This window comes from Psychrobacillus mangrovi, from assembly GCF_037104765.1.
GTDB lineage: Bacteria > Bacillota > Bacilli > Bacillales_A > Planococcaceae > Psychrobacillus > Psychrobacillus mangrovi.
Window position 1 is genome coordinate 1 of sequence record NZ_JBAWSY010000015.1, and the last position, 23,566, is coordinate 23,566.

Annotated in this window: 22 protein-coding genes; 21 read left to right on the forward strand and 1 reads right to left on the reverse strand. The window is 38.2% G+C overall.

Translation table 11 applies throughout. The annotated features are described in order from the left end of the window. The first annotated feature begins 489 nt into the window (after nucleotides 1–489). The 9 genes from WAX74_RS15675 (at nucleotide 490) to WAX74_RS15715 (ending at nucleotide 9,949) form a co-directional block, all read left to right on the forward strand. Nucleotides 490–1,314 carry a M55 family metallopeptidase gene (locus WAX74_RS15675; RefSeq protein WP_336498615.1) on the forward strand — a complete coding sequence of 275 codons (825 nt, stop codon included), beginning with the start codon at nucleotides 490–492 and terminating at the stop codon, nucleotides 1,312–1,314. A gap of 15 nt (nucleotides 1,315–1,329) precedes the next feature. Then, nucleotides 1,330–2,265: an ABC transporter permease gene (locus WAX74_RS15680; RefSeq protein WP_336498616.1), complete on the forward strand. Its 936-nt coding sequence runs from the start codon at nucleotides 1,330–1,332 to the stop codon at nucleotides 2,263–2,265. Next, complete coding sequence (locus WAX74_RS15685) at nucleotides 2,265–3,212, forward strand: ABC transporter permease (protein ID WP_336498617.1); 948 nt, start codon at nucleotides 2,265–2,267, stop codon at nucleotides 3,210–3,212. Before WAX74_RS15680 ends, WAX74_RS15685 begins: the two co-directional genes overlap by 1 nt. Nucleotides 3,213–3,218: 6 nt before the next feature. Then, nucleotides 3,219–4,226, forward strand: a complete 1,008-nt coding sequence (locus tag WAX74_RS15690) for an ABC transporter ATP-binding protein (protein ID WP_336498618.1) — start codon at nucleotides 3,219–3,221, stop codon at nucleotides 4,224–4,226. Nucleotides 4,227–4,284: 58 nt separating this feature from the next. Then, nucleotides 4,285–5,934: a peptide ABC transporter substrate-binding protein gene (locus tag WAX74_RS15695; RefSeq protein ID WP_336498619.1), complete on the forward strand. Its 1,650-nt coding sequence runs from the start codon at nucleotides 4,285–4,287 to the stop codon at nucleotides 5,932–5,934. 85 nt (nucleotides 5,935–6,019) lie between these two features. Next, complete coding sequence (locus WAX74_RS15700) at nucleotides 6,020–6,943, forward strand: S66 peptidase family protein (RefSeq protein ID WP_336498620.1); 924 nt, start codon at nucleotides 6,020–6,022, stop codon at nucleotides 6,941–6,943. Nucleotides 6,944–6,956: 13 nt separating this feature from the next. Continuing rightward, nucleotides 6,957–8,039: a mandelate racemase/muconate lactonizing enzyme family protein gene (locus tag WAX74_RS15705; protein ID WP_336498621.1), complete on the forward strand. Its 1,083-nt coding sequence runs from the start codon at nucleotides 6,957–6,959 to the stop codon at nucleotides 8,037–8,039. A gap of 12 nt (nucleotides 8,040–8,051) precedes the next feature. Continuing rightward, complete coding sequence (locus tag WAX74_RS15710; protein ID WP_336498622.1) at nucleotides 8,052–8,975, forward strand: C40 family peptidase; 924 nt, start codon at nucleotides 8,052–8,054, stop codon at nucleotides 8,973–8,975. A gap of 11 nt (nucleotides 8,976–8,986) precedes the next feature. Continuing rightward, the gene (locus tag WAX74_RS15715; protein ID WP_336498623.1) at nucleotides 8,987–9,949 is read left to right on the forward strand and encodes an ABC transporter ATP-binding protein; all 963 of its coding nucleotides are present in this window, start codon (nucleotides 8,987–8,989) and stop codon (nucleotides 9,947–9,949) included. A gap of 645 nt (nucleotides 9,950–10,594) precedes the next feature. Here WAX74_RS15715 and WAX74_RS15720 read toward each other — a convergent pair. Continuing rightward, on the reverse strand, nucleotides 10,595–11,275 hold the full coding sequence (locus WAX74_RS15720; protein ID WP_336498624.1) for a class I SAM-dependent methyltransferase: 681 nt from the start codon (nucleotides 11,273–11,275) through the stop codon (nucleotides 10,595–10,597). A 119-nt stretch (nucleotides 11,276–11,394) separates the two neighbouring features. On the opposite strand from WAX74_RS15720, the gene WAX74_RS15725 reads away from it, so the two are divergent. The 12 genes from WAX74_RS15725 to radA all read left to right on the forward strand — a co-directional run bounded on the left by WAX74_RS15725 (nucleotide 11,395) and on the right by radA (nucleotide 23,300). Next, nucleotides 11,395–12,183: a hypothetical protein gene (locus WAX74_RS15725; protein WP_336498625.1), complete on the forward strand. Its 789-nt coding sequence runs from the start codon at nucleotides 11,395–11,397 to the stop codon at nucleotides 12,181–12,183. A gap of 5 nt (nucleotides 12,184–12,188) precedes the next feature. Then, a complete protein-coding gene (locus WAX74_RS15730; RefSeq protein WP_336498626.1) occupies nucleotides 12,189–12,554 on the forward strand; it encodes a GntR family transcriptional regulator in 366 nt (121 codons plus the stop codon). After that, nucleotides 12,551–13,273: an ABC transporter ATP-binding protein gene (locus WAX74_RS15735; protein ID WP_336498627.1), complete on the forward strand. Its 723-nt coding sequence runs from the start codon at nucleotides 12,551–12,553 to the stop codon at nucleotides 13,271–13,273. Before WAX74_RS15730 ends, WAX74_RS15735 begins: the two co-directional genes overlap by 4 nt. Then, nucleotides 13,251–14,174, forward strand: coding sequence for an ABC transporter ATP-binding protein (locus tag WAX74_RS15740; protein ID WP_336498628.1), 924 nt, complete (start codon nucleotides 13,251–13,253; stop codon nucleotides 14,172–14,174). Before WAX74_RS15735 ends, WAX74_RS15740 begins: the two co-directional genes overlap by 23 nt. Next, nucleotides 14,152–15,096, forward strand: a complete 945-nt coding sequence (locus WAX74_RS15745) for an ABC transporter permease (protein ID WP_336498629.1) — start codon at nucleotides 14,152–14,154, stop codon at nucleotides 15,094–15,096. Before WAX74_RS15740 ends, WAX74_RS15745 begins: the two co-directional genes overlap by 23 nt. Nucleotides 15,097–15,422: 326 nt before the next feature. Beyond that, entirely contained in the window at nucleotides 15,423–16,478 is a 1,056-nt protein-coding gene (gene rsgA / locus WAX74_RS15750; RefSeq protein WP_336498630.1) for a ribosome small subunit-dependent GTPase A, read from the forward strand. A gap of 24 nt (nucleotides 16,479–16,502) precedes the next feature. Further along, the gene (locus WAX74_RS15755) at nucleotides 16,503–16,952 is read left to right on the forward strand and encodes a GNAT family N-acetyltransferase (RefSeq protein ID WP_336498631.1); all 450 of its coding nucleotides are present in this window, start codon (nucleotides 16,503–16,505) and stop codon (nucleotides 16,950–16,952) included. A gap of 173 nt (nucleotides 16,953–17,125) precedes the next feature. Continuing rightward, a complete protein-coding gene (locus WAX74_RS15760) occupies nucleotides 17,126–17,593 on the forward strand; it encodes a CtsR family transcriptional regulator (protein ID WP_336498632.1) in 468 nt (155 codons plus the stop codon). 419 nt (nucleotides 17,594–18,012) lie between these two features. After that, entirely contained in the window at nucleotides 18,013–18,159 is a 147-nt protein-coding gene (locus WAX74_RS15765) for a UvrB/UvrC motif-containing protein (RefSeq protein WP_336498633.1), read from the forward strand. Continuing rightward, nucleotides 18,149–19,243 (forward strand): protein arginine kinase, encoded by a 1,095-nt coding sequence (locus WAX74_RS15770; RefSeq protein ID WP_336498634.1) that lies wholly within the window; start codon nucleotides 18,149–18,151, stop codon nucleotides 19,241–19,243. The genes WAX74_RS15765 and WAX74_RS15770 overlap by 11 nt, the downstream gene beginning before the upstream one ends. Next, the gene (locus WAX74_RS15775) at nucleotides 19,240–21,693 is read left to right on the forward strand and encodes an ATP-dependent Clp protease ATP-binding subunit (protein ID WP_336498635.1); all 2,454 of its coding nucleotides are present in this window, start codon (nucleotides 19,240–19,242) and stop codon (nucleotides 21,691–21,693) included. Before WAX74_RS15770 ends, WAX74_RS15775 begins: the two co-directional genes overlap by 4 nt. A gap of 236 nt (nucleotides 21,694–21,929) precedes the next feature. Further along, nucleotides 21,930–23,300: a DNA repair protein RadA gene (gene radA, locus WAX74_RS15780; RefSeq protein ID WP_336498636.1), complete on the forward strand. Its 1,371-nt coding sequence runs from the start codon at nucleotides 21,930–21,932 to the stop codon at nucleotides 23,298–23,300. Nucleotides 23,301–23,566 lie beyond the last annotated feature (266 nt).

Here is a 23,566-nt window from a genome sequence, read left to right on the forward strand (position 1 = left end):
CTCTGCTTTAGAACGTTACTTAGAAGTACACACTGTAATATAAATTGAAACGCCGTATACGAGAACCGTACGTACGGTGTTGTGAGAGGGGCGAAAATAAGTTAACTTATTCTCCCTCTACTCGATTAGTTGGTCCTGTTGTTATCCCTAAGACAGGCTATACTTCACGCTGTGATGAAATGAATATGAAAATATATCCTTTGGCGTCATCAGGATGTGCGCCTTGCACGCCGCATGGGCGCGAAGAGAAGAATGGGACTTTCGCGTAACGACTCATCCTCCGATGGCTCATACGTACCGTGTGGTAAGCGCACGTCCGTATGGTTGGCATTCTACTAGATAAACAGATTAATTCTTAGAAAACCAACAAGGAAGTTTTGCAAACTAATAAAAAAATATTTTATAAATATTTGGACATATTGAAATTTTCTATATCTTTTGATAAAGTAATAGTTATTTCGATGAATGAAATGTTAAAGGGGGATGGAAATGAAGCTATTTCTTTCGATTGATATGGAAGGGATCACAGGTTTGCCAGATTATACTTTTGTGGACTCCAGTAAGCATAATTATGAACGTGCTCGCCGTATAATGACACAAGAGGCAAACGCAATTGTAGAAGGCGCTTTATCAGTAGGGGTAAAAGAAGTTCTAGTTAATGATAGTCACTCTAAAATGAATAATATTTTAGTAGAAGAGTTACATCCGGAAGCTTCTTTAATAACAGGAGATGTAAAACCTTTTTCGATGGTGCAGGCATTAGATGAGTCCTACCTTGGCGCAGTATTTGCTGGGTATCATTCAAGAGCAGGACAACCTGGAGTTATGAGCCACTCGATGATATTTGGAGTAAGAAATATGTATATAAACGATGTAGAAGTTGGTGAATTAGGATTAAATGCATATGTAGCTGGCCATTTTGGCGTGCCGGTCATTATGGTTGCAGGGGATGATGGAGCTTGTAGAGAGGCAGAGGCTTTGATTCCTGGGGTTGTCACTGCAGTTGTGAAAGAATCTATCTCTAGGTCCGCCGTTAAGACCTTGCATCCGCAAAAAGCGCATGCATTACTAAGAGAAAAGGTTGCACAAGCCATTAGTGGAAGAAATCAGGTTAAACCGCTCACACCTCCCAAAAATCCAACGTTACGTATTGAGTTTGTCAATTATGGCCAAGCAGAATGGGCAGCACTTATGCCAGGTTGCGAAATTATAGAAGGAACGACAATCGTTAAGTTCGAGGCGAAAGATATATTAGAAGCATACCGTGCGATGCTTGTGATGGTAGAGCTAGCAATGCAAACGAAATTTTGTTAAGGGGGAAGTTTGCTTATGGCGAAGTATATTGTTAAACGTTTTTTAATGATGATAGCTACGATTCTAATCATTGCTACCGTAACTTTCGTATTAATGCACTCGGTTCCAGGTTCTCCATTTGACGGGGAAAGGACATCTAACCCTACAATTCAAGCAAACTTAGAAAAGTTTTATAAACTTGATGAACCGATGCATGTTCAGTATTTGTATTATTTAAAATCAATTGTGACATTTGACTTCGGGCCTTCGATTAAAAAGCCGAATGACTCCGTAAATGAATTATTGGCAAGGGGATTTCCGATATCTTTTGAATTAGGAATGGTTACGATACTTGTCGCCTTAATATCCGGAATTATATTAGGGACGCTTGCTGCACTCCGGCACAATGGAATAATTGACTACTTTGCGATGACTTTTGCAGTTGTTGGTATATCTGTCCCAAATTTCGTTCTTGCAACCTTACTTATACAACAATTGGCAGTAAACTTACAGTGGCTACCAGCTGCTACTTGGAGCAGCCCGATACATATGATATTACCTACTCTTGCTCTTGCAACAGGTCCAACAGCAATCATTGCACGATTAACGAGATCTAGCATGCTCGAAGTATTAACACAGGACTATATTAAAATGGCCCGTGCAAAAGGTCTCTCACCGGTGAGAATTGTAGTACGACATGCGTTAAGAAATGCGCTTATGCCGGTTGTAACAATTTTGGGAACAATGCTTGCTGGTATATTAACGGGAACTTTTGTTATAGAGAGGATATTTGCCATTCCAGGAATGGGAAAATATTTTGTAGAGAGCATTAATAACCGAGATTATCCTGTCATTATGGGATCTACCGTTTTCTATAGTGCATTTCTCGTTTTCATGTTGTTCCTAGTAGATATTGTATATGGATTTCTAGATCCACGAATAAAATTACATCGTAAAGAGGGGGATGCGTAATGACAAACCCACAAAACGTGGTGTCCCCACAAAATATAAAGGACGAGTGGTTTCGTCCAAAACCAAAAGATCAAGTAAAAGCAGAGTCTGTTGTTAGGCCTTCTTTGTCTTATTGGAAAGATGCATGGCGTAGACTACGAAAAAATAAACTTGCAATGGGCGGACTAATATTTCTAATATTACTTACGCTTTTTGCCATATTTGGTCCAATTTTTTCTCCTTATTCGGTAACTGCCACAGATTACCCAAGTCAAAACCAAGGTCCTTCTGCCGCCCATTGGTTTGGCACGGATGAGGCAGGTCGAGACGTATTTACTAGGACTTGGTATGGTGCTCGAATTTCTTTATTTGTAGGGGTAATGGCAGCCCTTATCGACTTTTTCATTGGAATTATTTACGGTGGTATAAGTGGATATAAAGGTGGACGAACAGATGCATTAATGATGCGTATAGTAGAAGTGCTTTATGGATTGCCACATTTGTTAGTCGTTATATTATTAATGGTTGTAATGGGGGCAAGCTTAACCACCATTATTGTAGCTCTTACGGTTACAGGGTGGGTAGGTATGGCTCGTATTGTTCGAGGACAGGTATTGCAAATAAAAAACTATGAATTCGTGACTGCCTCTAAATCCTTTGGTGCAAAGACTTCTAGAATTTTACGGAAAAATCTGCTGCCAAATACGATGGGTCCGATTATAGTTCAAATGACGCTTACTGTTCCAAGTGCTATTTTTGCAGAAGCATTTCTAAGCTTTTTAGGATTAGGTATTGCAGCACCTTTTGCAAGTTGGGGTGTCATGGCGAATGATGCATTACCAGTAATTTTATCTGGTCACTGGTGGCGTTTATTCTTTCCAGCACTTTTCATTTCCCTAACGATGTTTGCTTTTAATGTATTGGGAGATGGTTTGCAAGATGCACTCGATCCGAAGTTAAGGAGGTAACAGTTGGTGAATGACCTAAAAGAGAAAATTTTACTAGTTGATAACTTACAAGTTTCTTTCCGCACATTCGGGGGGGAAGTTGAAGCCATTAGAGGTGTTAGTTTCGATTTATATAAAGGGGAAACACTTGCTATTGTAGGTGAATCTGGGTGTGGTAAAAGTGTTACTTCCAATGCAATTATGGGGTTGATTCCACAGCCTGCTGGAATCATTAAAAATGGGAGTATTATGTTCAAAGGCAAAGACTTAACTAAATTGTCTAAAGCACAGCTAAGGAAAGTACAAGGTGTAGATATTTCGATGATCTTCCAAGATCCTATGACAGCGTTAAATCCTACACTTTCCATTGGAGAACAACTGACTGAAGGGCTACGAACGCACCATAAAATAGGAAAGCAAGAAGCAAAAAAGAAAGCGATTGAGATGTTAAATCTTGTAGGGATTCCAAATCCTGAAGAACGGTTAAAGCAATTTCCTCACCAGTTTTCAGGTGGAATGCGTCAACGAATAGTGATTGCAATTGCACTTATTTGTGACCCAGAATTATTGATCGCGGACGAACCGACAACAGCATTAGATGTAACGATTCAAGCGCAGATTTTAGAACTGTTTGAGGAGATTCAACGAAAAACGGACATATCTATTATACTAATCACACATGATTTAGGAGTTGTGGCTAAAATTGCAGACCGGATTGCGGTAATGTATGCGGGAAAAATTGTGGAAATCGGTGATAAAAGAGAAATCTTCTATACCCCAGAGCATCCATATACTAAAGGATTATTAAATTCGGTCCCGCGACTAGATCTGGAGGAAGAAGAATTACAACCAATAGAAGGTACTCCACCTGATTTATTTTCACCTCCAAAGGGGTGTCCTTTTACCGCCCGTTGTGATTTTGCAATGGAGGTTTGTGAGCATGCCTATCCATTTACTGCAAGGTTATCAGAAGCGCATGCAGTTGATTGCTGGTTACAAGATGAGCGGGCAAAAGTATTGGTAGAGCAAAGATAGGGTTGGATGAGCGCGCGAAAGTGCATTCACATATATACAATACAAAGGGGGAACTAAAATGAAGAAGTGGTTATCGTTATTTGCTTTAGCATTTTTGGCATTGGTGCTATCAGCGTGTACAGCAAACAAAAATGCAGGCGAAGAAAAACCTGCAGAGACAACAAAAGGGGAAGAAAAAACCGAAGAAGCAGAAGTGGCAAAAGAAAAAGTACTTTATTTAAATAATGGAAATGAACCAACCTCGTTTGACCCATCCGTAGGGTTTGATGCAGTATCCTGGAATTCATTAAACAATATTATGGAAGGATTAGTAAGACTTTCAAAGGAACATATTGCAGAGCCAGCTACGGCTGAGAAAGTAGATGTATCTGAAGATGGTTTGACATATACGTTTACAATTCGTGAGGATGCAAAATGGTCTAATGGAGATCCGGTACTAGCAAGTGACTTCGTATATGGCTGGTTGCATATGTTAAATCCAGAAACTGCCTCTCCAGCAGCTTTCCTTGCATATTTCATTGAAGGAGCAGAGGCATACAATAATGGAGAAGGTACTGCTGACGCTGTAGCGATTAAAGCATTAGAAGAAAAAGTGTTCGAAGTTAAATTAAATACACCTACAGAGGCATTCTTGAATATTATTACGAATCCAAGCTTTTTCCCGGTAAATGAAAAAGTGGCGACGGAAAATCCAACTTGGTTTACAGAAGCAGGCACATTTGTTGGAAATGGACCATTTAAATTGGCATCATGGGAACATGATGTAAGCTTCTCGTTTGCAAAAAATGAAAACTATTGGGATGCAGGTTCTGTTAAGCTAGACAAAATTGAATGGGCAATGGTAGATGACTCAAACACGGAATATCAAATGTACAAAACTGGAGAACTAGATGTCTCTGATGTTCCATCTGAACTTGCAGATCAGCTAATGAGTGATCCAGAGCTTAAAAATGAAGATCAAGCAGGTTTATACTTCTATCGTTTTAATGTATCACAAGAGCCTTTTACAAACAAAAAAATTCGCCAAGCATTTGGCTTAGCGGTTAACCAACAAGAAATCGTGGATTTTGTAACGAAAAATGGTGAGAAGCCAGCAGAAGGATTTGTTCCTTATGGTTTTATTGGTCCAGATGGTAAAGAATTTAGAGAAACTGCAGGCAAGTTAACTGGTTTTGATGCAGAAAAGGCAAAAACATTATTAGCTGAAGGTATGGCTGAAGAAGGATACACGGCATTACCGGAAGTGGTTTTAACTTACTCTACAAGTGACACTCATAAAAAAATTGCTGAAGCTCTTCAAAGTAAGTTTAAAGAAGTATTAGGGGTGGATGTGAAGCTGCAAAATGTAGAAGCAAGTGTATTCTCTGCGGAGCAAAAAGAATTTAAATACCAATTGTCACGTTCATCTTTCTTATTTGACTATGCTGATCCAGTAAACGCATTAGAAAGCTTCATAACTGGTTCTTCTATGAATCGTACAACATGGTCAAATCCTGAATATGATAACTTGATTGAAGATATTAAAAACGAAACAGATGAAGCTAAACGTTGGGAAATGTTAATCCAAGCAGACGCAATGCTAATGGAAGAAATGCCAGTTTTCCCAGTACATTACTACAACCAAGTAACACTTGAAAAGTCCAACGTATCTGGTATCGTTAGACATCCGGTAGGTTATATGGATTTAAAATCGGCAGATAAAGAATAAAAAGTATAAGCGCCTAAAATTTTTAAACTGATGGATGCGGTGCTCAAAGTAGTGCCGCATCTTCTATATTAAGGAGATTACCTATATGAAAATTCGACCGAAAAGATTGCAAAAAGGAGATACGATTGGAATTATCGCTCCTTCCAGTCCCCCTAATCTAAAGCAGTTAAACAATTCACTAGCATTTCTAGATGAACTAGGCTTGTCTTATCAAATGGGGAAAAGTGTAGAAAACGTGTATGGTTATCTTGCTGGTAATGATGAAGATAGATTAGAAGATTTACATGAAATGTTTGGTAACCCGGACATCGCCGGAATCATTTGTGCAGGTGGAGGTTATGGTTCAGCTCGGTATACAGATAAAATAGATTTTCAATTAATGAATGAACACCCTAAAATTTTCTGGGGATATTCAGATATTACTTTTTTACATACAGGGATGAATTTATATTCAGATATCGTCACTTTCCATGGTCCAATGCTAGCTTCTGATGTAGGGAAATCTACTTTTTCGGATTTATCCAGAAAAATGTTTCAACAGTTATTTGAGCCAATGGAGCTTCACTATTCAGCAGCAATTTCCCCACTCACTAGCATCTCAGGAGGAGTAGCACGAGGAGAGTTAACGGGCGGAAATTTATCACTACTTGCAAGTGGAATAGGGACGAAATACGAAGTAGATACAAGAGATAAAATATTGTTAATAGAAGATATTGGAGAAGAGCCATACCGTGTGGATGGGATGCTCAATCAGCTTAGACAAGCGGGCAAATTGGATGATGCTGCAGGCTTTGTCATTGGGGACTTTAATGATGCAGAGCCTAAAAAACGCAAAGTTTCCTTGTCTTTAGACGAAGTGTTGGATCACTATATAGGTAATTTAGGAAAGCCCGCAGTGAAAGGCTTCAAAATTGGGCATTGTGAGCCGCATTTTGCAGTTCCGCTTGGCTCCGAGGCACAGCTGGATGCAGAAAACTTATCACTTGTTATCCTTCCAGGTGTGGAATAAGGGGGACATCTAGTTGATTATACAATCTATTGAAACATGGGATGTGGCAGTTCCGCTTACAAAGCCTTTTAAAACTGCCCTACGTACTGTTACTACTGCATATTCTATTTTTGTTAAGGTCACTACGAGTGAAGGGCAAATTGGTTATGGTGAAGCGCCTCCTACGCATGTTATTACAGGAGAGTCAATGGACAGTATTCGGTACGCTGTCAATGAAATAATTGCGCCTCAATTAATTGGAATAAATCTTTTGGAAAGTGAAATCATTTTTCAAAAATTGAACAATTCTCTTGTAAGAAATACGAGTGCGAAAGCAGCAGTTGATATGGCGATACACGATTTACTTTCACGTATGTCCGGACTTCCTTTATATCAATTTCTAGGTGGGTATCGAAGTACGCTTGAAACTGATTTTACAGTTAGTGTAAATGAACCAACAGAAATGGCAGATGATGCTGAGCGATATGTAAAGGACGGGTTTGACATACTGAAAGTAAAGGTTGGTATAGGAGAAATAAAAGATGATATCGACCGTATTCTTGCTATCCGAGAAAGAGTAGGAAATGGACCGAAGCTAAGACTTGATGCAAACCAAGGTTGGAATGCAAAAGAAGCAGTACGTGCAATCCAAAAAATGGAGGATGCTGGTCTTGCTATCGAGTTTGTAGAGCAACCTGTTCCAGCTCATGATATAGAAGGATTGAAATATGTAACTGATCGAACGGATACTCCAATCATGGCTGATGAAAGTGTATTTTCAGTAAATGATGCCAAAAGGGTTTTAGAAATGCGTGCTGCAGATTTGATTAATATTAAGCTGATGAAATCAGGCGGTATATATAACGCTAAAAAAATTAATACACTTGCTGAAGCAAATGGTGTTGCATGTATGGTAGGCAGTATGATTGAAACAAAAATAGGAATTACAGCGGCTGCTCATTTTGCTGCTAGTCATCCAAATATTCAATACTTCGATTTTGATGCACCACTAATGCTAGCAAAGGATCTTGTTCTTGGTGGGGTCATATACGAAGCAAGTAGAATGAGGTTTTCGAATGAAAATGGACTTGGTATTTCACGTATTAAGAAGGAATAAGGGGGCTTATGAATGACTACAGAAGCAAATGAATGGGTTTGTTCTGTGAAAGTCGCTACTGTTTGGACGGAACCGTCTTCTGCCAGAGATTTAGATGCACCTGGTATTGCAAATCCTGTTTTATTAGTTGAATGGCTAGAAGCATTACCTTATAAAGAAAGACTTGCACTTTGTAATGAAAACAGAGTACAAACGCAACTTTTATATGGAGAGCCTGTGCTTATAGAAAAAATTGAAGGAGACTGGGCTAAAATTATCGCAATATGGCAGTCTTCTAAAAAGGATTCTCGTGGTTATCCTGGTTGGGTTCCTTTATCGCAACTATCAAAACAGGAGCGAGTAGATGCAATTGGCGTTACACGTGTTTCCTCCATGAAAGCTCAGCTTTTGGATATGAATGAGAAGCCGCTGCTTGTACTGCCATTTAATACGACACTTCCTGTTATTTCAGAGAATGTAACCTATTTTCAAGTACAAACCCCCCATGGAAAAGCATTGCTATCAAAAAAGCACGCAAATTTTGCTGAAACGATGGAGCGATTTTCTCAACAATCTGCAGAAGATGCAGTGGATTTAGGTGAGCTTTACTTAGATCTTCCTTACTTATGGGGCGGTATGTCTCCTTATGGCTATGATTGTTCAGGATTCTCATACAATATGTTGAAGGCATGTGGCTATTTAATCCCGCGAGATGCAAGTGACCAAGCGGTTAGTGGAGAAGAAGTACCGATTGATAATACCTCCTTATGGAAAAAGGGTGATTTAATCTTTTTCGCAAATGACGAAGGGAAAGGATCTGTGCGTCATGTTGGATTTTATTATGGAAATGGACAGTTACTTCATTCCCCATCCACTGGGCAAACAGTTGAAATTTTAGTATTAGAAGGTTCTAAGCTTGTGAAGGAAATATGTGCAGTGAGAAGATTTGCCGTATAGGGGGGATTAACATGGCAGAAAAGGTTCTTTTGTCCGTACAAGATTTGAAGCGTCACTTTGAAATAGGGCACGGTCAAACTTTAAAAGCAGTAGATGGGATTAGTTTTGATATTGTGAAGGGTGAAACATTTGGCCTTGTAGGGGAGTCTGGTTGCGGAAAATCTACTGCAGGCCGAACAATTTTAGGTTTATATAACAAAACGGAAGGAAACGTTTTGTTTGAGGGCAAGAATGTGCATACGATGATTGACAAGGAACGTAAAGATTTTTTAAAAAAGATGCAGATGATTTTCCAAGATCCATATGCATCGTTAAATCCACGGTCAACAGTGTTAGAAATTATTGCAGAACCTATGGAAATACATAATTTGTATAAAACAAAAGAAGCGTTAAAAAATAGAGTGTATGAGCTATTGGAGGACGTAGGTCTGAATAGAGATCATGCCAACCGCTATCCCCATGAATTTTCAGGTGGACAACGACAGCGGATTGGAATAGCTCGAGCGCTGGCATTAGATCCTGAATTTATCATTGCAGATGAGCCAATTTCTGCACTTGATGTTTCCGTACAAGCGCAAGTAGTGAAGCTACTTCAACGATTGCAAAAAGAAAAGGGATTAACTTACTTATTTATAGCTCACGATTTATCAATGGTAAAATACATTTCTGACCGTATTGGGGTAATGTATTTAGGTCATATGGTTGAACTTACAACGAGTAATCAGCTATATGATAATCCACTGCATCCGTATACTCAGGCATTGCTATCCGCAATTCCTATTCCGGATCCAGATATTGAAGAATCAAGACAACGAATTCTATTAAAAGGGGAGCTTCCTAGTCCTATAAATCCGCCATCTGGATGTGTATTCAGAACTCGCTGTGCCCATGCTATGTCTATTTGTGCAGAAGAAAAGCCAGCCTGGAAGGAACAAGAACCAGGACATTTCGTGGCATGTCATTTATATAATTAAGGCTTCGTTAACCTTCATAGTGGTTTTTTAAAAAAATCTGTTCATCTAGTGTAATAATGCCAACCACACGGACGTGCGCTTGCCGCACGCTACGCATGAGCCACCGCAGGATGAGTCGTTCGTTTCACTCACTCCCACATCCTTATGCGGAGTCTCATTCTTCGCGCTCATGCGGCATGTAAGGCGCACATCCTGATGACACCTGTGAATATAGTTTGGTATTCATTTCATCACAGCGTGGAGTATAGAATCAGGTATTTGAAGCTTTGTACTTTTTACTAGTAGATACATGCGGTCAGCACGAAAACATATAGGTACGGTATGATCTGTACTTAAAGATAACAAAAGTATCCTTTAACAAAGCCTGATTAAAAGAAGCGTCTGCGAATGCAGAGGGCTCAGATTGAAGACAATTGTTCTCATTCATTATTTTGATTTTTTTTCATCATTTTCTATTAACTCAAGATTATTCTTACTAAGTATATAGTAAATAATAAGATAACAGTTCATTGGTTTGGAGAAGCGTCTGCTCGACTCCTGCGGAAAGCGAGCGGTAAGCTTCGGAAAACCTGGTATCCTATATACAAATAAGTTTGAGTTTGTCTACAATCCGAAGCGTCTGCACATGCAGATGCTTCTTTTACATTATTCCTTAAAACAAATCCATCCACCGAATAGTGTTGTGGAGAAAAACTTTGCGACACGTATAAAACCTGCTTCTGCTAGTAATTGTACGATTGCTTCTTCAGGCAAGTAAGATAGAGAAAGGATATCTCGTTCCATTTCCTCTACTTCCTCAATGGATAGTTTCGTAGTATCCAGCCAATAACTTTTCCATAGAGCTAATCGTTCCTTAAACTCGTCACTAGTAGGCTCCCCATACTTACTAATTAATACGAACGGAGCTCCATTTTTTAATCTAGAGTGAATCTCTTGAAGTGTTTTTAATTTTTCTTCATAAGCATGAATGAAGTGTAAGACTAAAATACACGTAGCTGCGTCAAAATTAGCTAAACCTTCTACGTCTTCCACGGTACCTTGTATCAATTCCACACGATCACTTACTCCAGCGTCTTTGCATTTTTCAGTTGCGACTGTCAACATCGTCTCAGATGGATCTACCCCCGTAAATGTCCACCTTGGATTATTCAAGCTAAAGCTAGACACCTCATTGCCACCACCTGCTCCTACCACTAAAATGTTTGCTTCTTCATTTGTATTTGCCCTTAAAAATGTTTGGATTAATCGAAGCATTGAATCATAGGTAGGCAGTGCTCTTCTAATTCCACGATCATATTGCTCGGCCATTGTTGTATCAAAATCCATTTTCATCCCTCCCTAAATTGAACTGTACCATAATAAATAAAATTTTCCATTAATGTTTGACAATTTAGATAATACCAGTGTATTATGTAACTAGAACACTAAGATTGTGAGGGGAAAGAATGAGTCAATGGGGAGGATTGTTATGGAAAGAGTGGATGATTTACAAAACATTTATTTACTTAGCAATCATTGTAAATATTCCTGTGGTAGTATTAGGACCATTATTAATCGGAAGAATATTTAATGTAGAACAAAATTATGGTATACATGTTCTGATTATTTCAGCAATGTTGGGTTTTTTGTATGTATTGGGAATGGTATTTATATTTTTTTCTAGTTTAGAGCGTGAAATGAAGAGACCAGATATTTGGTTTCATACTGCAGCATCATCTTTTAAATTAGTTGGGGCAAAATTAGTTTCGATTTCTCTATATAACATAATATTGCTAGCTTGTATTGGTATAGCGACTATAATAGCTAGTTTATTGTTTTCAAAATTTAACGTGGTACCAATTTCTTCTGTAATCAAATTAGAATTAGGACTGATCATAACCGTTATATTATCAACTATTACTTTTACAATTGGAATTTTTGCTATGTGGGTAGTTGCACGAATGATTCGCCAAATCAATGCTATCTTTTCAAATGTTGTGGCAGTCATTTTATATTTTATTGCCTTTCATTATTACACAAAGTTTATAGAATCAAATTTTTACAGAAATTTAACCGACTACGGAGCGGTAAAGCTCCCCGAAATAGGTCTAGGAGAAGTGTCTTCTGAAAATTTTTATATTACTTACCATTTGCCCGATAACATTTTCATAGGTGATATAGTATTTGAGATTCTCTTTTTTACGTTTTTATTTATTGTCTCCGTATATGCTTTTGATAAGAAAGTGAGAGGATAAATAAAATGGATTTTTTACCGGATAAACCAATATATCAACAAATTATGGAGAAAATATTTGGCGATTTACTGAAGGGGAGCGTAAAGCCCGGCGATCGTTTACCTTCTGTTCGAGAATATGCACTAGAATTTGGCGTGAATGCAAACACGATGCAAAGGGTGTATAAGGAATTGGAACTGATGCACCTTACAGAAACTAAGCGAGGGCAGGGGACGTTTGTGACGGATGATATGCAGCGGCTAGAAGAATTAAGGGAAGAGATGATGCAAAGTCTAGTGACCAACTTTATTCATCAAATGGAGTCTTTTGGGTTTACCGAACAAGAAGTAATTGTTCAAATTTCCAAAAGAAACAGGGGTGAATTAGATTGATTCAATTTAACAATGTAACAAAAAAATATGGGAAAAAAGAAGCTGTAAAGAATATTACATTGACTTTACCAAGGGGTAGGATTATTGGACTGGTGGGAGAGAACGGTAGCGGAAAGTCTACATTGTTAAAGATTATGTCTGGGGTTTCTCTGCCACAATATGGTAAGATTACACTTGATGGGGTAAATGTTTCGAAGAAAACAGCAAATCATGTAGCTTACCTGCCTGATGCAGATGAAATTTATCCATATTTTACAGTTAAGCAATTATTTCAGTATTATGATTCTCAGTTTCCTGATTTTAACTTTGATAAAGCATGTATTGTGGCACAGTTTTTAGACATTGATTTGAACGCATCACTAAAAAAACTTTCGAAAGGGAACAGAGGGCGAGCTAAAATTGCTGCAACCCTAGGAAGAGAAGTGGATTACTATCTTCTTGATGAACCTTTATCGGGCTTAGATCCTATGGTAAGACAATCCATTATTAAAGGGTTTATCCAATTTGTAGATACCGAATCACAAACGATCATTTTGTCTACACACGAGTTAAAAGATGTGGAGCCTATTTTAGACAATATCGTTGTATTACGTGATGGTAATATTATTGCCAATGAGCCAGTGGAAGCTATTCGTGAGTTACAGAGAATAGATATTACGACGTGGATGACGCGTCTATTTAGGGAAGGTGAGATCAATGGAAACAAAGCCAATAGTTAAACTTCAAAATGTAACGAAAGTTATTGGGAAAAAGAAAATTATTGATGATCTTAGTTTAGATTTGTTGCCAGGTCAAATTACCGGATTTTTAGGTCCTAATGGAGCTGGTAAAACAACGACAATTCGAATGATGACAGGACTCATGAAGCCTACATCTGGAGAGGTTTTTATCGATGGGCAAGCAATTTCAACAAATTTTGAAGAGTCGATGAGTAAAGTCGGTGTAATAGTTGAAAATCCGGAAATGTATAAGTTTATGAGTGGTTATAAAAATTTAGTTCATTTTGCACGAATGAACAAAAATGTAACAAAAGATCGAATAGACGAAGTAATTGCTCAAGTAGGTCTTCAAAATAGAATTCATGAGAAAGTGTCTACCTATTCACTCGGTATGCGTCAACGCCTAGGTCTTGCCCAAGCACTTTTGCATCGACCAAAATTCTTGATATTAGATGAGCCTACGAATGGATTAGATCCAGCTGGAATTCGTGAATTCCGTATGTATTTACGTAAAATATCTATAGAAGATGACGTTTCTATTTTTGTTTCTAGTCACTTATTAGCAGAAATAGAATTGATGTGTGATAGAATCGCTGTCATTCAAAATGGGAAACTAATTTCTATTAAAGAAGTAAAAGAAGAACAAGAATCGCATTATTACGTGGAAGCTACTCCAAAGGATCAAGCACTTGGATTCTTTGCTTCTAAAAACATAAAAGTAGAAGCGTATGAAAATGGCTATCTTCTTCCAATAGAAACGAAAGAGGTTCCTGTTTTAGTTGCAGAAATGGTTTCGAATGATTTGCAAATCTATTCTTTGCATCCACATAGAAAAACGTTAGAAGATCAATTTTTAGAAATGACAGGAGGCGGACAAATTGCTGAATCTCATAAAAAATGAATGGCTAAAGCTATGGAGTAAAAAGGCTACCTGGGTAATGGTAGTGCTCATTGCGTTATTAATGATTGGTTCAGCAGGCATAACAAAATGGATGGAAAGCCAAATAGAGCCTAGTGAAAATTGGAAGCAAATTTCTCAAAGTCAGGTTAAAGCTTTGGAAGAACAAATGGCGATTCCTAACTTGCCTAGTGAGGAAAAGGAAAGAATAGGTGACCAATTGGCACTCGAGAAACATCGATTGGAGAATGATGTTGCGCCAATTAGTTCAAATAGTGTAAAAGGATTTTTAAACACAGTTCCTGAGTATCTTTCGTTTATCACGTTATTTACTGTAGTTGTAGCAGCAGGAATTGTAGCGTCCGAGTTTTCGCAAGGGACAATAAAAATGCTATTAACGAGACCGGTGAAAAGGTGGAAAATACTCACCTCCAAACTTTTGACGGTCGAGATATTTGCAACAGTAATTTCCATCATTATGCTTATTTTCGGAGTAATAGGAGCGTTTATTTTCTTTGATTCTGCTCCTGGAACAAATTTAGAAGTACTAAATGGTCAGATAGTAGAAGTTTCTTTTTGGGGAAGACTATTATTATTAATTGGACTGTCGCTTGTAAATGTTTTTGTAATTGGAACGCTTGCGTTTATGATCGGTTCCGTATTCCGTTCAAGTTCTCTTGCAATTGGGATATCGATCTTCCTTATGTTTATGGGTGTAAATATAACATATCTGTTATCGGTGAGATTTGAATTTCCAAAGTATATCTTGTTTGCGAACACAGACTTGAGTCAGTATATTGGAAATGGTCGACCAATGATTGAGGGATTATCGATGCCATTTTCAATCACTGTAATTTTGGCATATGTCGTACTATTTTTAGTGATTAGTTACTGGTCATTCACAAAACGCGATGTAACTGCATAAATTGTTATTGACATATTAGCAATTCTTATTGTATTCTGAAAACAACTTAAGGAAAGGAGTGAGGCATTATGGCAAGTGTATATACGAATCAACGAATCGGTAAGTTCATGATGTCCCACTCTATGTGTTTCTAATTGTAAAACGAATATGCTTTTCATTTGCTTATACTGCAAATGTTTTTCGTAAACTTTTTGATGCGCTTCTTTACTAATGACCGGGGAAACCATGATTGCTGATTCGTGCAGTCATGGTTTTTTTATTGTCTAGCTCCAGTCGCCGATAGAGCGGCTTGCGCTTTTAGTGTCTAAAATTAGGAGGAAGCAAAATTGAATTTAATCGAAAAATATGGTTGGACTAATAAATGGGAAGAAAAAATGATTTCACAAGGAATTGCAGGGCGTGTCCTGCTTGAACATAAAAATTTGTATCGTGTCATAACAAATGAAGGAGAATGGCTATGTTCTCTATCTGGAAAATTTAAATTTGATCATGACCGGGAGGCATTTCCAGCAGTGGGGGATTGGGTCGTGCTCGATCGAATGCCAGGCGAAGAAAAAGGAATAATTCAAGAAGTGCTTCCACGTAGTTCACAGTTCTCAAGAAAAGTGGCTGGCATGACGACTGATATTCAATTAATAGCGGTCAATGTGGATTATGTGTTTCTTGTAATGTCTCTAAATCACGATTTTAATGTCCGTAGATTAGAGCGTTATCTATTAGCAGCATGGGATTCAGGCGCTACACCGATTGTGGTACTTACGAAAAAAGATACTTGTGATGATCTTGCCTATTATATTAATGAAGTGGAGTCTGTCGCTTTTGGTGTAGATATTTTTACAGTGAGTAGCGTTACAGGCGAAGGAATCGATGAACTTTCGGTACTATTATCAGCTGGTAAAACAGGAGCACTATTAGGATCCTCAGGTGTGGGTAAATCATCCTTAATAAATGCATTATCTAGAGAAGAAGTAATGGCCGTTAGCAATATTCGGGAAGATGACAGTAAAGGTCGTCATACAACGACACACCGTGAATTATCATTGCTTCCGAGTGGTGGACTATTGATAGATACACCTGGGATGAGAGAATTCCAACTATGGGAAAGTAGTGAAGGTGTGAGTGCAAGTTTTAAAGATATTGAAGAACTAGCGGATGAATGCCGCTTTCGTGATTGCAAACATCAAAAAGAGCCAGGATGCGCAATACGAGAAGCAATTACAACAGGTTCACTCAAAGAAGAACGATATAAAAGCTATTTGAAGCTATTAAAAGAGCTTGCGCATATTGAAAGAAAAAATGATATCGTCGCTCGAAAAGTAGAACGAGACAAATGGAAGCAAGTGACCAAAATACAAAGAAGTAACTATAAAAAGAAAAAATGATTGTTACTTAAAGGAGTTTTTAGGTTGATACAGTCCCTTCATCATCAAGAAGAGAAAGTTGCTAAGGAGATTTTAGAAATTCAATTGCCTGCTTATAAAATTGAGGCAGAGCTGATCGGATTTAATGGAATTCCTCAGCTTAAGGATACTATTCATAACATAATGATTTCAAAGGAAATTTTTGTTGGATATTATGATGAGTCGCAATTGACCGGCTTTATATCGTTTATGATAACTGACGGACTTATAGATATTTGCAGACTCGTTGTACATCCGAACTTTTTTCGTAAAGGAATTGCATCCGCATTATTAAAGTATGTATTAGAAATCAAAAAGGAAAATCAGCACATTGAAGTTTCAACTGGAGCGAAAAATACTCCTGCTATTCAATTGTACGAACGTTTCGGATTCAAAAAAATAAATGATATTGAAATAGAACCGAGCTTCTTTATTACACAATTAATATACAAATAAAAGATTTGTGGAATACAAGTGGTCCCTTTGATACAACCTAACTACTACTAACCGATTCGGTTAGTAGTTTTTTGTCTATATCGATACGAATCATATCAATTGCACATCTAAAAATTTCTCGTTATAATATAGTCAAAGTTAGTCAAAGTCAGTTTGCGAGAAGAGGTGAGAAGATGAAAAATATATCTGACATTATTGAAGGTTATTTGAAGTCAATTATAGAAGAAGAGAGTAAGGGGCAAATTGAAATAAAGCGAAGTGAAATTGCTGAAAAATTTCAATGTGTTCCATCACAAATAAACTATGTGATTAATACTCGATTTACCCAAGATCGCGGATATTTAGTTGAAAGTAAGCGTGGTGGTGGGGGATATATTCGAATTCTCCGCGTCCGTGCGCATAATAAGGCTGATTTGATTGAGCATATAATACAAAGCTTACAAAATGGTGCATCTGAATCAATGACAGAAGATATTGTATTTCGATTAATCGATGAAGAAGTTATTACAAGACGAGAAGCAAAGCTCATTTTAGCCGCGATGGACCGTACAACTCTTGTGATCCCACTTCCTGCAAGAGATGAATTGAGATCGCGTATTTTGAGAGCTATGTTATTAACATTAAAATATGAAAAAAAGTGAAATAAACGGGGTGTTGAAAAGTGATTTGTGAAAATTGTAAGCAAAGACCAGCGAAAGTAACGGTTACACAAGTGCATAACGGTGAACACTTTGAGAGACATTATTGTGAAGTCTGCGCTAATAGTCTCCACCCGTTTTACGTAGAGTATAAACAGGATCCACTCTCACTACATCAGCTTCTGTCGAATTGGTTCAGTCACGCAGATCAGCAGCCAGTTCACCAGACACAAAGTAAACCACAATTAGTTTGTGATGAATGCGGTTGGTCGATCCAACGTTTTCTAGATGAAGGAAAGTTTGGTTGTGCGTCTTGCTACAATAGCTTCAGAAAGCAACTGCCCAATGTATTTAAACGATTGCATAACGGCAATACTAAGCATGTCGGAAAAGCGCCAGGAGCACTTGGGGAGATACTAGCGTTGAAGAAGAAAATTGAAGCTATTCGTTTGCAAATGAAAGACGCTATTGAAACAGAACGTTTCGAGGAAGCTGCTAAGTTAAGAGACGAGGTAAGAGAACTCGAAAGTAAGCTTGCAAATGGAGGTGACGATTCACATGTCAATTGAACGCTTTTTAGATAATTCTCCCTCAAGCTGGATGGCGGGGAATGGAGAGCATTCAGATATAGTTATGAGTACTAGAATACGATTAGCCAGAAACTTAAATGGCTTTCGCTTCCCACTAGCATTTACAGAAGATGAAGCGCATAAAATTGACCAATCCGTTTCGGCTACTCTATTAGATGCAAATGAAGAACTGCATGCGAACTTTACTTCTATCCAAATAAAAGACTTGTCTGAGTTGAGTCGTCAAGTGTTGGTAGAAAAGCACTTAATTAGTCCGAAACTTGCCAATTCACCGGAAACAGGGTCAGTGTTATTATCGGATGATGAGTCTGTCAGTGTAATGGTCAATGAAGAAGATCATATCCGAATTCAATGCTTGTTTTCGGGATTACAAATACAAGAAGCGTATGATCAAGCGGATAAGATTGATCGATTATTAGAAAAAGAGTTACCATATGCGTTTGATGAACAGTTTGGATATTTAACAAGTTGTCCAACAAATACGGGAACAGGCTTACGAGCATCAGTTATGATGCATTTGCCAGCTTTAACAATGACGAAACAAATGAACCGAATTGTTACAATTATTTCGAGACTGGGAATGGTTGTAAGAGGAATATACGGTGAGGGCAGCGAAGCGCTCGGCAATGTTTATCAAGTGTCAAATCAGACGACACTAGGTAAAACAGAAGAGGATATACTTGCCGATCTTCACAGTATTGCCGAACAAATTATTCAAAAAGAAAGAGAAGCAAGAAATTCACTATTAAATCATTCTGCCAATACACTAGAGGATAGGTTATACCGTTCACTAGGTACGTTGTCTTTTGCTCGGATTATTTCGACAGAAGAAGCGGCAAAATGCTTATCAGATGTACGTTTAGGAATAGATATGGGACTTATTCAAGACGTAGATGTAACTATTTTGAATGAATGTATGGTGTTTATGCAACCTGGTTTTCTTCAAAAGAATGCGGAAACAACATTAAATGCTTCGGAACGAGATATGTTTCGAGCGAAGTTATTAAGGGAACGGTTGCAAATGGGAGAAAAACTGAATACAAAAGGAGAGGAACTTGCATGATGTTTAATCGATTTACACAAAGATCTCAAAAAGTATTACAACTAGCACAAGAAGAAGCTATTCGTTTAAAGCATGAATCTATTGGTACAGAACATATATTACTTGGTCTTATTCGTGAAGGAAGCGGAATTGCAGCAAAAGCGCTCGAAGCAATCGAAGTAGATCCAAAGGTAATTGAAGCGGGAATTGAAGAGTTAGTTGGGAAAGGGACCGAAGAAGTTGGTCCAATCGTTCATTACACGCCACGAGCGAAAAAAGTGATTGAACTTTCAGTGGATGAGTCTCGCAAGTTAGGTCATTCCTATATTGGAACGGAGCATTTGTTGCTTGCATTAATCCGTGAAGGTGAAGGCGTGGCTGCGAGAGTATTGAATAATGCAGGAGTAAGTTTGAATAAAGCACGTCAACAAGTTCTTCAATTATTAGGAAGTTCAGACCAATCGCACGGCAACGGTAGCAATAGTGCAGCGCCTGCTAGTACGCCAACTTTAGATGGGTTAGCACGCGATTTAACTCAAATTGCAAGAGAAGGCACACTGGATCCGGTTATAGGACGAAGTAAAGAAATTACACGTGTTATCGAAATTTTGGCTCGTCGTACTAAAAATAATCCTGTACTAATCGGTGAACCTGGGGTAGGTAAAACAGCAATTGCTGAAGGTCTAGCACAACAAATCGTACAAAATGAAGTACCTGAAATCCTACGTGATAAACGTGTCATGACGCTTGATATGGGTACGGTCGTTGCGGGTACAAAATATCGTGGGGAATTCGAGGATCGCTTGAAAAAAGTGATGGATGAAATTCGCCAAGCCGGAAATGTTATTTTATTCATAGATGAGCTTCATACTTTAATTGGAGCGGGCGGAGCAGAAGGAGCAATTGATGCATCAAATATTCTTAAGCCTGCATTAGCACGTGGAGAAATTCAATGTATCGGTGCGACTACTTTAGATGAATACCGTAAATACATTGAAAAAGATGCAGCTCTTGAGCGTCGTTTCCAACCAATTCAAGTGGATGAACCATCTGTTGATGAAGCAATTCAAATTATATATGGTTTGCGTGATCGTTATGAAGCGCATCACCGTGTGAAAATTACAGATGAAGCAGTAGAGGCTGCGGTAAAAATGTCTGATCGTTATATTTCTGATCGTTTCTTACCAGACAAAGCAATCGATTTAATCGATGAAGCTGGCTCAAAAGTAAGACTTCGCTCTTATACAACACCACCTAATTTAAAAGAATTAGAAGCTAAATTAGAAGCGGTTCGTTCGGAGAAAAATGCTGCAGTTCAAAGTCAAGAATTTGAAAAAGCTGCTTCTTTCCGTGATAAAGAGCAAAAACTAAAAGATGAATTAGAAAAAATGAAAGACACTTGGAAAGAAAAACAAGGCAAAGAAGAATCTGAAGTGACAGTAGAAGATATCGCAGCAGTTGTTTCTATGTGGACGGGAGTTCCGGTATCGAAACTAGCACAAACTGAATCTGAAAAGTTATTAAAATTAGAAGAAAAGCTTCATGAAAGAGTAATTGGACAATCAGAAGCTGTAGATGCAATTTCTCGTGCAATCCGTCGAGCACGCGCAGGTTTAAAAGATCCTAAACGTCCAATTGGTTCATTTATTTTCCTTGGACCTACTGGTGTTGGGAAAACAGAACTTGCTCGCGCTTTAGCTGAAGTAATGTTCGGTGACGAAGATGCTATGATTCGAGTAGATATGTCAGAGTATATGGAAAAACACTCAACTTCTCGTCTTGTTGGTTCACCTCCAGGATATGTTGGATTTGATGATGGCGGCCAGTTAACGGAAAAAGTTCGTCGTAAACCTTACTCTGTAATTTTATTAGACGAAATTGAAAAAGCGCATCCTGATGTATTTAATATTCTTCTTCAAGTATTAGAAGATGGTCGTTTAACAGATTCTAAAGGACGTACTGTAGATTTCCGTAATACCGTTGTTATTATGACTTCAAATGTTGGTGCAGATGCTCTTAGATACAATAAACATGTTGGATTTAACTTAAATGAAGGTGGAAAAACAGACTATAAAGATATGAAAGGTAAAATGCTAGAAGAATTGAAAAAAGCATTCCGTCCTGAATTCTTAAACCGTCTAGATGAAATGATCGTATTCCACTCTCTAGAAAGAGAACATTTAAAACAAATCGTAACACTTATGACAGAACAGCTTGCAAAACGCTTAAAAGAGCAAGGCATTGAACTTGAATTAACAGAAGCAGCTCAAGAAAAAATTACAACAGAAGGATATGATCCTGCTTATGGTGCTCGTCCATTGCGTAGAGCATTACAAAAACACGTAGAAGATCGACTTTCTGAAGAATTACTCAAAGGTGAAGTGCTCACTGGTCAACATGTTGTGTTTGATGTAGAGAATGATGAATTCGTCGTTCGCACGAAGGCAAAAGAAACAGTTGCAGAAGGTTAAAATAATATTATAGGCATTCCATACTTTACGAAAGGGATGCCTTTTTTTCAATCTAGCTACAGCGCTAACCCCATAAACTGATAGGAAGATGTTTCCATAAGATAAAAACCAATTTTGTCTTATGCTTATTGGGGGGCCATGTGAAGCGGGGAATGAGTTGTTGCGACACTTTATCGTGAAGTTAGACAGAACTCCTCTTCCACAGGTGCTTAAGCTTTTTTACATAGGAGGAAGTAATGGCTAAAAGAAAAACGAAATTTATGTGTAATTCATGTGGATATGAGTCGGCTAAGTGGATGGGAAGATGTCCTGGATGTGGTGGATGGAATACGATGATAGAAGAGTTGGAGATCGTTTCAAAAGGACCCAAACGTTCTTTTCAGCATTCCACTGGAGAAGCGCAAAAAGCCACACCTATTATCTCTGTAGAAACAGTAGAAGAACCACGAGTAGAAACGGAGCTAATGGAGCTGAATCGCGTGCTAGGAGGGGGAATTGTCCCGGGTTCGCTTGTTTTAATCGGTGGCGATCCAGGTATCGGTAAATCTACTTTACTACTACAAGTCTCTGCATTGCTTGCTAATAAAGGAGAACGGGTATTGTATATATCTGGTGAAGAATCTATCAGACAAACAAAACTCCGTGCAGAACGACTAGGTGTCACCTCTGCGGAACTCTATATATATTCTGAGACAAATTTAGAGCTAATCAATGAAACAATTGAAAGTGTAGAACCGCGATTTGTTATTGTCGACTCTATACAAACTGTACACCATCCTGAAGTGACGAGCGCTCCTGGTAGTGTGTCTCAAGTTCGAGAATGTACAGCTGAACTGATGCGCATTGCTAAAACAAAGAATATAGCAATCTTTTTAGTAGGCCATGTAACAAAAGAAGGGCAAATTGCAGGTCCTCGTTTATTAGAACATATGGTAGATACGGTTTTATATTTTGAAGGAGAACGCCATCATACCTATCGTATTTTACGTTCTCAAAAGAATCGTTTTGGCTCGACAAACGAAATTGCTATTTTTGAAATGGTACAACAAGGATTAAAAGAAGTATTGAATCCTTCAGAACTATTTTTACAGGAACGTTCCCATGGAGCAGCCGGATCCGCCATTGTTGCCTCGATGGAAGGAACAAGACCGATTTTAGTGGAAATTCAAGCACTCGTGACACAATCTAGCTTTAATTATCCAAAACGAATGGCAACCGGTATCGATCAAAATAGGATTTCTTTGCTTATGGCAGTACTTGAAAAACGTATGGGATTACTGTTACAAACGCAAGATGCTTATATAAAAGTTGCTGGGGGAGTAAAATTAGACGAACCTTCAATCGATTTAGCCGTCCTAGTAAGTATTGTATCAAGTTTCAGAGATACAGGGGTTACACCAACAGACTGTTTTATAGGAGAAGTTGGACTTACTGGAGAAGTTAGAAGGGTATCCAGAATTGAACAGCGTGTGTTGGAAGCGGCTAAATTAGGATTTAAAAGAGCGATTGTCCCTGCTTCTAATTTAGGAGGTTGGGATTATCCGGAAGGCATTCAAGTAGTTGGTGTGGAATCTGTCAATGAAGCAATGAAAGAAGCTTTTCGTTAAGAAGCACTATGAATTGATTAACGAGGTCACTGAAAACTTACGTTTTAAAATGAAGTAATTTTTTTAACAGAGAGTGCCTTATTTCTTTGTCTATTTCTAAATCACCATGTTTTTTTATCTAGAAAAAGGCTAAATTGTAAGCATACAATAGTTGATTTTCGTTTTAGGCGGTGTGACTCCAGTCGGAATAGCAAATGTTTTCTGCACCGAAAGCGAAGCGGCAGGTGCATGTGCTGAAGACCCTGGACTGAGCGTAGTGAAAATTA